Raw genomic sequence first — 12,396 nt, 5'->3', positions numbered from 1 at the left:
GCCCGCAGCGCGGCCCGTACGGCCGCGCGGCCGATCCAGAAGCCGCCGCCGTCGTCGCCGAGGAGCCAGCCGTCGCCGCCGGAGGTGGCGGTCGGCGTGCGTGCGGCGATCCGCGCGGCGACCGCGCCGGTGCCCGCGACCAGGACCAGTCCGTCGGCGGGGTGGCCCGGCGCGGCGGCGAACGTGGTCTCGATGTCGCTGTGGACGCCGACCGTGGCGGCGGCGATGCCGAGCCGGGCGAGCGCGGTGGCGAGCGCCGCCTCGGCGCGCACCCGGCCCGGTTCGTCGGCGCCCTGTCCTCTGTGGCCGGCGCCGGCGAACCCGCCGGCCACGGCGACCACCCGGCCGCGCAGCGGCTCGGGGACGGCGCCCGCGAGCGCCTCGGTGAGGTGGTCGGCGAGTTCCGCGCCCGGCACGGTGAGCGCGTTGCCCGGACCGGCCGTGCCCTCGCCGCGCGGTCGACCGTCGCGCAGCCCGGCGAGGAGCGCACGGGTGCGGGTGCCTCCGGCGTCCAGGCCGACGACGAGATCCTCCGCGACTCCGGACCCTTGGTTCAAATCACTATTCATTGTCGTCCATGGTGGTTGATACATTCGCCGCAGACAAGGTCCGTCTCCTGAGGAGGACGCCATCGACACGCCGCCCCCGCCCGCGTCCGCGCTCCGCTTCGGGGTCAACTACACCCCACGCCGCGGCTGGTTCCACGTTTGGCACGACTTCGATCCCGGACAGGCCCGCGAGGATCTGGCGCAGATCGCCGGACTGGGCCTGGACCACGTCCGGGTCTTCCACCTGTGGCCCCTGCTCCAGCCCAACCGCGCGCTGGTCCGCGCCTGTGCGGTGGACCAGCTCGTCCGGCTGGTCGACCTGGCGGCCGAGTGCGGTCTGGACGTCCTCGTGGACGGCGTCCAGGGCCATCTGTCGAGCTTCGACTTCTACCCGGAGTGGACGCGCTCCTGGCACCACCGCAACGTGTTCACCGACCCGGCGGCCGTCGAGGCCCAGGCGGTCCTGCTGCGCACCCTGGGCCGCGCACTGTCCGGCCGCCCCAATCTCCTCGGCCTCCAGCTGGGCAACGAGCTGAACAACCTCGTCGAGCACAACCCGGTGACCGTGACCGAGGTGGACCACTACCTGGACACCCTGCTGGCGGCGGCGCGCGAGGGGCTCGGCGCGGACGGCGGCCTGGTCACGCACTCGGCGTACGACGCGGCCTGGTACGGCGACGACCATCCCTTCACCCCACAGGCGTCGGCCCGCAAGGGCGACCTGACCACCGTCCACCCGTGGGTGTTCTCCGCCGACTGCGCCCGCCGCTACGGCCCACGCTCCCCACAGGTCCACCATCTCGCGGAGTACGGCACGGAGCTGGCCGCCGCCTACGCCCTCGACCCGGCGCGCCCCGTGTGGGTCCAGGAGACGGGCGCGCCCGAACCGCACATCCCGGCGGCGGACGCCCCCGACTTCGCCCGGGCCACCCTGCGCAACGCGGCCGGCTGCACGGGGCTGTGGGGGGTCACGTGGTGGTGCTCCCACGACGTCGACCGCGCCCTGGCCGACTTCCCGGAGCTGGAGTACACGCTCGGCCTGTTCGACTCCTCGGGCCGTCCGAAGCCGATCGCCGAGGCCCTGTCCGCCACGGTCGCCGAGCTGCGCGCGACCCCGGCGGCTCCCCCGGCCCGCACCACCGCGGTCGTCCTGGACTGCACCCCGTCCACCCGGTCGGTCTCCGGGCCGGGCGGTGCGTACTTCGAGGCGTGGATGCGTCTGCGTCAGGAGGGCGCCCGCCCGGCGGTGGTCCTCGCGGACCGCGCGGAGGACACGGCGTACCTCAAGGAGCGGGGCATCACGGAGCTGGTGCGGACGGGCTGAGACGCGAGAGGGGGCGGGGCCCGCCGGGGCATCCGCCCCTCGACGGCCGCCATGGGAACGGCGGCCCCCGCGCAGGCCGCCCGCCCGCTCAGGTCGCCCGCCCGCTCACGCCGTCCGGCCGCTCACGCCGTCCGGCCCGTCAGCGCTTCCGCCACCGCCCGCAGGTTGACGCGCCCGCGCCCGTACGCGCACAGCGTGTCGCCCGGCTCGGGCAGTCCCGTCGACACGAGCAGCGCGTCCGGGCGTCGGGCGAGGAGCCCGTCGCGCAGTCGCCCCTGCCACGGGTGCAGTCCGGCGTCGCTCACGGCGACGACCAGGGGCCGCCCCTCGGCGGCGCGCACCACCTCCCCGGCGACGGCACGGGCGTCCGCCGGCTCCCCGGCGACCGCCGTCCCGGTGGCCGTCGGGTCGAGGGCGCGGATCTCGGTCAGCAGGTCCTCGCCGCCCCAGTTGAGGGCCGGGTGCGGGGGCGGGAACAGATCCACCACATGGGCTCCGGTGACGGGTCGGGGCAGCGCGCCGCGCCCGCTCCGTACGGCACGGCGCGCCGCCGCGAGTCCGGCGTCCGCGTCCCATCCGGTCACCGCGCCGGGTCGGTACGGCGCCGCGTAGCGCAGAGCGAGCCGCCGCACCCGCTCGGCCGCCTCCTTCACCCGTTCCTCGGCCAGTTCGCCGGAGCCCAGGGCGTCGAGGACGGCGTCCCGGCAGGCGAGGGTGACCTCCAGGTCGGGTACGGCGACGATGACCTGGTCCGCCCCCGCCGCCAGCGCGAGCCGTGCCCCGGCCGCCTCGCCGTAGCGGTCGGCGATGGCCTTCATTTCCAGGGCGTCGCTGACCAGGACGCCGTCGAAGCCCAGGTCGCCCCGCAGCAGCTCCGCGAGGACGCGGGGGCTGAGGGTGGCCGGCCGGTCCGGGTCGAGGGCCGGGAAGACGACGTGGGCGCTCATCAGCATGGGCACGCCCGCGTCGACAGCCGCACGGAAAGGGGCGAGGTCGAGCCGGTCGTAGGGCCGCGGGTCGACGGCGAGTGCGTGGTGGCTGTCGGTGACGGTCCCGCCGTGCCCGGGGAAGTGCTTGGCGCAGGACGCCACACCGCGTGCCTCGGTGGCGGTGATCCAGGCCCGGAGGTGGCGGGAGACCAGGTCGGGGTCGGTGCCGAAGGCCCGGGTGCGCACGATGGGGTTCTCGGGCCTGCTCTGGACGTCGGCGACGGGCGCGTAGGAGGCGGTGATGCCGAGCGACAGGAGGTGTCCGGCCAGCGCGTCCGCGCAGGCCGCGGTGAGGGCAGGGTCGTCGGCGACGCCCAGGGCCCAGGAGCCGGGCACCTCGGGGGCGCCGGCCGCCACGAGGTGGCCGATGCCGCCGCCCTCGTTGTCGATGGCGATCAGCAGGTCGGGGCGCGACTCCCGCAGTGTGTCGGTGAGTCGGCGCACCTGGTCGGCGTCACGGATGTTCCGGGTGAACAGGATGACCCCGCCCAGCCCTCGGTCGATGAGCCGTTTCAGGGTGTCGGGGACGGCCGTCGTACCGTCGAAGCCCGCGACGAGGCAGCGGTGGGCCGCCTCGTCGAGGACCGCGGGGAGGGCCGGGCCGGAGGGCCCGGCGGCGGAGTGCGTCACCCCCGACATACTCTGGCTCGCCGAGCCGCACGTCAACCATCGAGAAGAATAATTCAACCAACGATGCCGGTGGCGGACAGGCAACAACCGCCGGCGGTGTCCCCGTGGGCGGTTCAGCGCAGCACGCACTCCTGGATGACCTTGCGGGCCACCATGCGGCGCGCCTCCTCCAGTTCGCTCTCGACGGCGTCGGTCTCCGCGGCCCCGAGCGTGACCGTGGCGGGCCGCCCGGTCTCCTGTGACAGCCGGGCGACGCGCGGGTCGTCGGCGTCGGCGTCGGCCGGGAAGTCCGGCGCGCGGTCGGGCAGGGTGGCCGCGTGGTCGGCGACCTTCGTCCAGAAGTCCCGCTCCGCGTTCCGCACGGCCTCGCCGCGGCCGAAGGTGCGGGTGGCGACGGCCAGTCGGTGCGTCTCGGTGCACACGCTGTCGGCCGACCGCCGGTCCCGCAGCAGGGCCACCACGGCGGGCGTGGAGGCGATCCGGGCCGCCTCGGCGTCCGCCCTGAACTCCGCGTACCGCGCCGCCGGGACCGTGAGCCGGAGCAGCGCCCGGGTCAGGCCTTCATCACCAACTGCGGGATCCACAGCACGTAGTTGACGATCCGGCCGCGCTTCTTGAAGTCGCGGGTGGCCTCGGACATCTCGTCCGCGTGATGGGCGCCGGGGGCCGCCGTCCAGATGCCCGCCGGCGCCTCGGCACGGGCCGCCGTGAGTTCCATCCCGCCGTTCAGGGAGGTGAGCGCCGTACCGACCAGCGTGCCCCGCCGGACGTCACCGCCGCAGTACGCCAACTCCTGGGCGAGCGCGGCGACCCGCTGCTCCGGGCGGGACGTCACCCAGAGCGGGAGCCCGATGTCCAGCACCCGGTGGCGCCGGACGCCGTACGAGGAGGCCCGGACGGCGAAGTCCGAGGTGATCCGTACGGCGTCGACGCGGCGTTCGCCGAGCTCGTCCGCGACGGCGTCCAGCAGCGTGAACAACGCCGGGGCCTGTCCGCGGCGCAGGGTGGGCCAGTCGGACGCGAGGGTGCCGAGGCGGGGCCGCAGTTGTGCGGCGACACCGAGCAGCACCACACCGATCACCGGTTGCACGATCGTCGCCCAGCCGAACACGACCAGGGTCAGGCCGCCGATCACCAGCCCCGCCACGATGAGGTGCGCCGCGCACGCGACGCCGTAGGCGGCCACCGTGGCCGCTCTGCCCTTGCCGGGCGGCGCGGTCCCCACCGCGTCCGCCACGTGTGTCTGCGCCTGTGTCTGCCCCACTGCGCCCTCCCCCGTCGACTGCGGAGATGATAAACGCGTACCGCGCGCCGGCGCCCGACCATGCGCCCGACGACGAGGGGCCCGGTGCGTGGCGCACCGGGCCCGTCGCTCGCGCAGTCCCCGTCCCCACGGGAAGGCGCGCTCACCACATGCCGCTCGCACGTGGGGTCGGGGGTCGCCGTGACCGGGGGCCGTGGCCGTCCGCCGTGCAGGTCATCGCCGCTCCCGTGGGGACATCGTGGTACCCGTGGGGCCGGTGGGAGAAGAGGGGAAGGGAAGTTACTGAAGGGTCCTCACACCCCCTGCACAGAAGGCGAGTTTGATCCGGCCCCCGCGGGCGGGGACGGGTTCGGCGGGACCGGCCTAGGAGGTGAGTCCCGCCCGGTCGCAGGCGGCGCGGAGTGCCGGGGTGCAGATCTGGTCGACGGTGTAGACGCCGTGGTCGACGAGGGTCGGCTCGATGGTGCCGATCGTCACCGGGGTCGGCGCGAGGAGCACGGTGGGGATGTCCTCGGTGGTGGGGCTGTCGGTCGTGGTGGTGGCGATGTCGTCGAGAGTCTGGCCGCGGCCCAGGGCGACGGCCATTCGGGCCGCCGCGGACGCCTCCGCCTGGAAGGGCTTGTACACCGTCATGGTCTGCTCGCCCGCGACGATGCGCCGTACGGCGTCGAGGTCGGCGTCCTGGCCGGTGACCGGCGGCAGTTCGCTGACGCCGGCCTTCTTGAGGGCGGAGACGGCTCCGGCGGCGATCGCGTCGTTGGCCGCGAGGACACCGTCGATGCGCCGGGGGCCGAGGGCGGCGATCGCGGCGTCCATGTTGGCGTGGGCGTTGTCCGTGCTCCACCCCTGGGTCTCGTACTCCCTGCCGATCTTCACCTTGCCCTTGAGGACGGACAGGGCGCCGTCCCGGTACCAGGCGGCGTTGGGGCTGGCCGGGTCGCCGTTCATCATGACGACGGTCCCGCCCCGCGCGTCGGGGCCCATCGCCTTCAGCAGGGCCGCGCCCTGGAGCCTGCCGACCTGTGCGCCGTTGAAGGAGACGTACCCCGATATCGGGCCCTCGGCGAGCCGGTCGTAGGCGACGACCGGGACGCCGGCGCGGTCCGCCTCCTGGATCGAGGACCGGATCGCCCGGGTGTCGGCGGCGTCGAGGATCAGGACCTTGGCCCCCTTGGTGATCATGGAGGTGACCTGGTCACGCTGGCGGGTCGCGTCGTTCTCGGCGTTGGCGTAGCGAAGGGTGCAGCGGGGGCACAGTTCCTTGATCCGCTTCTCGATCAGCGGCTTGTCGGAGTGCTCCCAGCGGGGGATGGCTCCGCTCGGCAGGAGCAGACCGACGGTGAAGCCGCCGTCCGTGTCCGCCGCGTCGTCCCCGGCGCAGGCGGCCATGGACATCGCCATGAGCGCGGTGACGACCGCCGCCCCGGCCTGTCCCGTACGTGTTCTCATGACAGGTCCCTCGGTTCCGTTCGGGTCCCCGGGTGCGCGGAGGCCGTGTCGCGTCGTGGTACGACGATCTCGCTCCACACCTGTTTGCCGCCCGCCACCGGCACCGTGCCGAAGGAGTCGGACATCGCCTCGACGAGCATCAGGCCCCGCCCGCCGGTCGACTCCCAGTCCACGATCACCGGTTTGGCCGGGGCGCGGGGCGAGGAGTCGCTGACGCAGACCCGTACCCGGTCGCCGCGCAGGGTGAGGTCGATGCGTACGGGGCCCTGGGTGTGGACCAGGGCGTTGGTGACGAGTTCGGAGACGACCAGCAGGACCGCGTCGGCCACTTCCTGGGCGTGCCACCGGCGCAGGGTGCGCGCGGTGAAGCGGCGGGCGTGCATGACGGCGTCGGGCAGCCGCCACACCGCCCAGCCCGCCTTGACCGGCCGGGTACGCATCCCGTCGTAGCGCAGCAGCAGCAGCGCCACGTCGTCCTCGCGGGGGCCGAAGTCGCCGAGGAGGGCGTCGGCCACCCGTCCGGGGTCCGCCGGGTCGGCGACGGTGAGGGAGGCGCACATGCGGCGCATGCCCTCGTCCAGGGGCAGGTCGGCGGCCTCGACGAGGCCGTCGGTGACCAGCGCGAGCACCGCGCCGGGGACGATGGGGACGGCCGTCATGGGGAACTCGGCGTCCGCGAGGATGCCGAGCGGGGGCCCACCCTCGACCAGGACCTCCTCGGTGCGGCCGTCGGGGTGGCGCATCAGCGGCGAGAGGTGTCCGGCGCGGACGAAGAGGATGTTGTCCTCCTCCATGTCCAGTTCGGCGTAGCAGCAGGTGGCGAACAGGTCGGTCTCCATGCCGACGAGGAGCCGGTTGGCGTGCGAGATGACCACGTCGGGCGGGTGGCCCTCGACCGCGTAGGCGCGGACCGCCGTACGCATCTGGCCCATGATCGTGGCGGCTCCGGCGCTGTGGCCCTGGACATCGCCGATGACGAGCGCCACCCGGTCCTCGGAGAGGGCGATGACGTCGTACCAGTCACCGCCGACCTGGAGGCCCTGTCGGGCGGGCACATAGCGGGCGACGGCGATACCGCCGGGCAGGTCGGGCAGGCGCCGGGGCAGCAGGCTGCGCTGGAGCATCGTCGCGAGTTCCTGCTCGGCGTCGTGCGCCTGGGCGCGTTTGAGCGCGTCGCCGACGAGCGCGGCGGTGGCGGTGAGCAGGGCCCGCTCGTCGGGGACGAACTCGTGCGGACGGTCCCAGCCGATCAGGCACACGCCGACGGCGCGGCCCTTGGCGGGCAGCGGCAGGACGGCGAGTCCGCCGTCGCCGACGCCCAGGAGCCCCGGTTCGAACTCGGTGCCGGCCGGCCACAGGTCCATGCGTCCGTCCCGCAGGGCCGTCTTGAGGGTGGGCAGCGCGCTGATCGGTGCCTCGGGCCACTCGGTACGCCATTCGGCCCGCCATCTCTCGGGCCAGTAGGTGGTCTGCGGCGGGTCCAGCACGGTCACCACGAGCCGGTCGCCCTGGAGTTCGGCGAGCGCCACCCGGTCGGCGCCGAGCGGCTCGCGCAGCGCGCTGACCACGACCCGGCCGACGTCGCGGACGGTCGTGGCGTCGTCGAGTGCCGCCGTCAGCCACTGGATCCGGGAGACGTCGTCTGCGCTGCGGCGGAGTTCGGAGGTCGCCGTCACGATGCCCTGCACCCGTTCGGGCCGGCCGTCGGCTCCGGCGAGGACCCGGCAGCCGAGGCTCAGCCAGCGCATCCCTCCCGTGGGGCAGCGGACCCGGAACTCCAGTTCCCGCCGCTCGACCGCCTGGGTCGTGGGCTCCACGACGGACATCAGGGCGTGCATGTCCTCCGGGACGGCGTGGGCCAGCAGGGTGTCCACCTTGCCGTCGAACTCGTCCGGGGTGATCCCGACCAGGTCGAGCAGGGTCTCGTCCGCCTCGATGAGACCGGTGTCCGGCACCAGGGTGAACGAGCCGACGTGCATCCCGCGCAGGGCGGTGGTCAGCGGTGACGTCGGCGTGGCACCGCCGTCCCCGGCGCGCAGGACGTCGGCCACGGCGTCGGCGTACCGGCCGAGGAAGCCGCGCTGCTCGGGGTCGAACCCGGCGGCCGACGGTCCCACGACGACGAGGCAGCCCCGGCGGCCGCCCTCGGTCCTCAGGGGCAGGGCGCCCAGGGAGGCGCGGGTGTCCGGCGGCACCGGCCGGCCCTCCGGGTAGCCGGCGAGCCCCGGGGCGTCGAGCCAGAGCGGTCGGCCGGTGCGGATGGCGTGCGCGACGGCGGAGCCGCCGCTCAGGGGCAGCCGGTCGGGCGGCGCGTACGCGGCGGTGGCGCGCCCCGTCGTCTCCACCAGCCGGAGTTCGGTGTCCGTGGGGCCGGCCGTGTAGACGGCGGCGAGCGCCGTCCCGGCGAACGTCAGTGCCCGTTCGCTCGCGGCGGCTTCCGGCAGCAGGGAGGGGTAGCGGGTGCGGGCGGCACCGTACCCGGACACCCGCCGCTCCGAGACTCCGGCCTGGACAGGGCCGTCATGGGGCATGTCCGCAACCTTCCTCCCGTCCATGCCGCGAGCCCTGACAAGATCAGGCACTCACCTACCAGAATCGCATATACGAACCAACCGGACAGAACGGGCGGGCGTAGAGGTCGGCTGCTCAGCATTCGCAGAACATCGCGGCCGGTGACAAACTGACGACGTGGTCGCCCCGCCGCTTCCACGCGGTACGTCCCGAAGCCGGTGGCGCCGCTCCGCGACCGGACACACATCCCCGACACCGCGGCGCACAGGGGAGCCTCCCCGCGCGCGCGGTGAGGGGCGACGCGGCGCAGGGCGAGGAGGTCAGTCACATGAAGGCCCGCATCCGGGACGCGGCCACCGCGGTGACCGCGGTCTCGACGGCCGTCGTCCTCAGTGCCTGCGGGGCCGACGACGCCTCCGACGACGCCTCGGGCGGGAGCGACGCCACGACGATCGGCCTGCTGCTGCCGGACTCCACCACGGCGCGGTGGGAGACGCAGGACAGGCTGCTGCTGGAGCGGGAGATCAAGGAGCGGTGCGCCGACTGCGAGGTCGAGCACGGCAACGCCAAGGGTGAGGTGGCAGCCCAGCAGGAGCAGATGGACTCCATGATCACCCGAGGGGTGGACGCCATCGTGCTCGTGGCCGTGGACTCCAAGGCGCTCGCGGGCTCGGTCGGGAAGGCGGCGGACGCGGGCATCCCCGTCATCGCCTACGACCGGCTCGCCGAGGGCCCCATCTCGGGCTATGTCTCCTTCGACGGCGAGGAGGTGGGCCGGCTCCAGGGCCAGGCCCTGCTGACGGCCATGGGCGAGAGCGCGGACGACAGCCAGATCGTCATGATGAACGGCGATCTCAGCGACCCCAACGCGGTGGCGTTCAAGAAGGGCGCGCTGTCCGTGCTCCAGGGGAAGGTGAAGATCGGCAAGGAGTACGACACCGCCCAGTGGCGGATGGAGACCGCGCACATGAACATGTCCAGCGCCCTCGCCAGTCTCGGCGCCGAGTCCATCGACGGGGTCTACGCCGCCAACGACGGTCTCGCCGCCGGCAGCATCGCCGCCCTCAAGGCGAACAAGGTCGAGCCGCTGCCGCCGGTCACCGGGCAGGACGCCGAACTGCGAGCCGTCCAGCGGATCGTCACCGGCGACCAGTACATGACGGTGTACAAGCCCTTCGCGCCGGAGGCCTCCGCCGGTGCCGCCATGGCGGTGGCGGCGGCCCGCGGGGACAACCTCGACGAGGTGGCCACGGACTCCGTCACCACCGACGGCAGGACGGTGCCCGCCGTCATGCTCACCCCCATACCCGTGACCGCCGACACGATCGAGGACACGTTGGTGAAGGACGGCGCCTACACGGTCGAGCAGATCTGCACCCCCGCCGTACGGGCCGCCTGCGAACAGGTCGGCCTGACCTGACAGCCGGTCATGACCGGGCCCCGCGCCCCGGTGAGGAGATGGTTGCCCGTGCCGAGTCCCCCGTTGCTGGCGCTGCGCGGTGTGTGCAAGCGCTTCGGCGTCGTCGACGTCCTCAAGGACGTCGAGCTGGAGATCCACGCCGGACAGGTCGTGGCCCTGCTGGGCGACAACGGGGCCGGCAAGTCCACCCTGGTGAAAGTGATCTCCGGTGTGGCCCCCGCGGACCGGGGGGTCATCGAGTGGGAGGGCGGCAGGGTCCACATCAGGCGCCCGCATGACGCCCGTGATCTCGGGATCGCCACCGTCTACCAGGACCTCGCGCTGTGCGGGAACCTCGACGTCGTCGGCAATCTGTTCCTCGGGCGGGAGATCCGCCGGTTCGGACTGCTCGACGAGGTGGAGATGGAGCGCCGCACCCGGCATCTGCTGGACCGGCTGACCCGGGGCATCCCCGATCTGCGCGCCCCCGTCGTCGCGCTGTCCAGCGGTCAGCGGCAGACGGTCGCCATCGCCCGCTCCCTGCTGGGCGAGCCCCGTGTGCTGATCCTGGACGAGCCGACCGCGGCCCTGGGCCTGGAGCAGACCAACGAGGTCCTCGACCTCGTCGACCAGCTGCGCGACCGGGGTCTGGGGGTCCTGCTGATCAGCCACAACATGGGCGACGTCAAGGCGCTCGCGGACCGGGCGGCCGTGCTGCGCCTCGGCCGCAACAACGGCTTCTTCGACGTGAACACCGCGTCGCAGGAACAGATCATCGCCTGCATCACCGGGGCCACGGAGAACGTGCCCCGCCGGGTGGCCGCCCCCGAGGCGGGGTGGTGAGGGGGATGCGCGAGATGCGGGAGGAAGCGCGGACGGAGCCGACCGGGTCCGACACCGAGGCCCGTGAGCCGAGACGCGGCCGCTCCGTCGCCGGGGCGACGGAGCGCGGGCTCGCCGTCCTCCGGCGCAAGCTGAGCTCGGGCGAGCTGAACTCGCTGCCCGTCGTCCTCGTCCTCGCCGCGGTCTGGATCACCTTCCAGATCCTCAACCAGAACTTCCTGTCGCCCCGGAACCTGTCCAACCTGAGCGTGGACATCGTGGGCACGGGGCTGATCGCCGTGGGCATCGTCTTCGTGCTGCTGATCGGCGAGCTGGATCTGTCGGTCGGCGCGATCAGCGGACTCGCCGCCGCCGTCTTCGCCGTCCTGAACGTGAACAACGGTGTGCCCGAATGGCTGGCCCTGGTCATCGCGGTGCTCGCCGGCACCGCCGCCGGCACCGTCCAGGGTTTCTCCTTCGCCAGAACCCGGGTGCCCGCGTTCGTCGTCACGCTGGCGGGCCTGCTCACCTGGAACGGGCTGATGCTCTACATCCTGGGCACCAGCGGCACCGTCAACCTCAGCGAGGACGGCATCGTCGCCCAGCTGACCAGCTACTACCTCAGCCATGACGCCATCGCCTACGGTGTGGCGGCGATCAGCGCCGTCATGGTGTTCGCCGCCGCCCACCAGGACCGACGGCGCCGTATGGCGGTCGGCATGCCGCACCGCTCGTTCACGGGCATCGCGGTGCGCACGGGCGTCGTGGCGGTGCCGGCGTTCGCCATCGCCTACGTCCTCAACCGCTTCCAGGGGCTGCCGCTCGCCCTGCTGGTGTTCCTGGTGGTGGTGGCCGGCCTCGACATCGTGCTCCGCCGCACCCATTACGGGCGGCAGGTGTACGCGCTCGGCGGCGGCGTCGAGGCCGCGCGGCGCGCCAGCCTCAACGTGGCCGGCGTCCAGACGGCGGTACTGGCGGTGTCGGGCACCATGGCCGGGATCGGCGGCTTGTTCCTCGCCTCCCGCATCACGTCGGTGAGCCAGAGTTCCGGCTCGGGCGTGCTGCTGCTCAACGCGATCGCGGCGGCCGTCATCGGCGGCACCAGTCTGTTCGGGGGCCGGGGCACGACCTGGTCGGCGGTGCTGGGCATGCTGGTCATCCAGTCGATCGCCTCCGGCATGGCCATCACGGACACACCGGTCGCCGTCCAGTTCATGATCACGGGCGGGGTGCTGTTCGCCGCCGTGGTCATCGACTCCTTCTCACGCCGCTCGCAGGAGGCACACGGACGAGCGTGACGACGCCGGGGCCGCGCTCGGCGTGCGCCCGTGTTCGTGACGCACCCTTGACCGGGCCCCGCCACGCCCCGACCATGTTGCGTATCGCTCAATTCGTTGCTCCATACGCATCAACTTCATCGGGGAGGACGTCGATGACCGTTCTGAACACGTCTCTGCACG

Annotated in this window: 9 protein-coding genes and 1 pseudogene; 4 read left to right on the top strand and 6 right to left on the bottom strand. The window is 73.4% G+C overall.

Translation table 11 applies throughout. The features are described 5' to 3' along the window. A pseudogene (locus tag AOK15_RS31200) lies at positions 1-569 on the bottom strand (ATPase); the annotation flags it as partial. A 271-nt stretch (positions 570-840) separates the two neighbouring features. Here AOK15_RS31200 and AOK15_RS31195 point away from each other — a divergent pair. Further along, positions 841-1,872: a glycoside hydrolase 5 family protein gene (locus AOK15_RS31195; protein WP_420876999.1), complete on the top strand. Its 1,032-nt coding sequence runs from the start codon at positions 841-843 to the stop codon at positions 1,870-1,872. 122 nt (positions 1,873-1,994) lie between these two features. Here AOK15_RS31195 and AOK15_RS31190 read toward each other — a convergent pair whose 3' ends face one another. From AOK15_RS31190 to AOK15_RS31170, 5 genes are all read right to left on the bottom strand, one after another. Then, positions 1,995-3,491: a glycoside hydrolase family 3 N-terminal domain-containing protein gene (locus AOK15_RS31190; RefSeq protein WP_055521694.1), complete on the bottom strand. Its 1,497-nt coding sequence runs from the start codon at positions 3,489-3,491 to the stop codon at positions 1,995-1,997. 113 nt (positions 3,492-3,604) lie between these two features. Beyond that, a complete protein-coding gene (locus AOK15_RS47545) occupies positions 3,605-4,075 on the bottom strand; it encodes a hypothetical protein (protein WP_240508684.1) in 471 nt (156 codons plus the stop codon). Next, positions 4,045-4,755 (bottom strand): M48 family metallopeptidase, encoded by a 711-nt coding sequence (locus AOK15_RS47540; protein ID WP_240508683.1) that lies wholly within the window; start codon positions 4,753-4,755, stop codon positions 4,045-4,047. Before AOK15_RS47540 ends, AOK15_RS47545 begins: the two co-directional genes overlap by 31 nt. 363 nt (positions 4,756-5,118) lie before the next feature. Next, positions 5,119-6,204 (bottom strand): substrate-binding domain-containing protein, encoded by a 1,086-nt coding sequence (locus tag AOK15_RS31175; protein WP_055521689.1) that lies wholly within the window; start codon positions 6,202-6,204, stop codon positions 5,119-5,121. Further along, complete coding sequence (locus AOK15_RS31170; protein ID WP_055521688.1) at positions 6,201-8,735, bottom strand: SpoIIE family protein phosphatase; 2,535 nt, start codon at positions 8,733-8,735, stop codon at positions 6,201-6,203. Before AOK15_RS31170 ends, AOK15_RS31175 begins: the two co-directional genes overlap by 4 nt. A 308-nt stretch (positions 8,736-9,043) precedes the next feature. On the opposite strand from AOK15_RS31170, the gene AOK15_RS31165 reads away from it, so the two are divergent. From AOK15_RS31165 to AOK15_RS31155, 3 genes are read left to right on the top strand one after another with little or no spacing between them, the layout of a single operon-like run. Next, positions 9,044-10,135, top strand: a complete 1,092-nt coding sequence (locus AOK15_RS31165) for a sugar ABC transporter substrate-binding protein (RefSeq protein ID WP_055521687.1) — start codon at positions 9,044-9,046, stop codon at positions 10,133-10,135. 48 nt (positions 10,136-10,183) lie between these two features. Continuing rightward, on the top strand, positions 10,184-10,957 hold the full coding sequence (locus AOK15_RS31160; protein ID WP_063799076.1) for an ATP-binding cassette domain-containing protein: 774 nt from the start codon (positions 10,184-10,186) through the stop codon (positions 10,955-10,957). A 14-nt stretch (positions 10,958-10,971) separates the two neighbouring features. Next, entirely contained in the window at positions 10,972-12,234 is a 1,263-nt protein-coding gene (locus AOK15_RS31155) for a sugar ABC transporter permease (protein ID WP_055521693.1), read from the top strand. Positions 12,235-12,396: the final 162 nt, after the last annotated feature.

The organism is Streptomyces ossamyceticus (genome assembly GCF_001418475.1).
Taxonomy (GTDB): domain Bacteria; phylum Actinomycetota; class Actinomycetes; order Streptomycetales; family Streptomycetaceae; genus Streptomyces; species Streptomyces ossamyceticus.
This window is presented reverse-complemented; position numbering and strand designations above follow the sequence as displayed.

Coding starts and splice junctions, on each gene's coding strand:
- AOK15_RS31175 (WP_055521689.1), bottom strand. CDS start 6,204: ATGAGAACACGTACGGGACAGGCCGGGGCGGCGGTCGTCACCGCGCTC.
- AOK15_RS31170 (WP_055521688.1), bottom strand. CDS start 8,735: ATGCCCCATGACGGCCCTGTCCAGGCCGGAGTCTCGGAGCGGCGGGTG.
- AOK15_RS31165 (WP_055521687.1), top strand. CDS start 9,044: ATGAAGGCCCGCATCCGGGACGCGGCCACCGCGGTGACCGCGGTCTCG.
- AOK15_RS31155 (WP_055521693.1), top strand. CDS start 10,972: ATGCGGGAGGAAGCGCGGACGGAGCCGACCGGGTCCGACACCGAGGCC.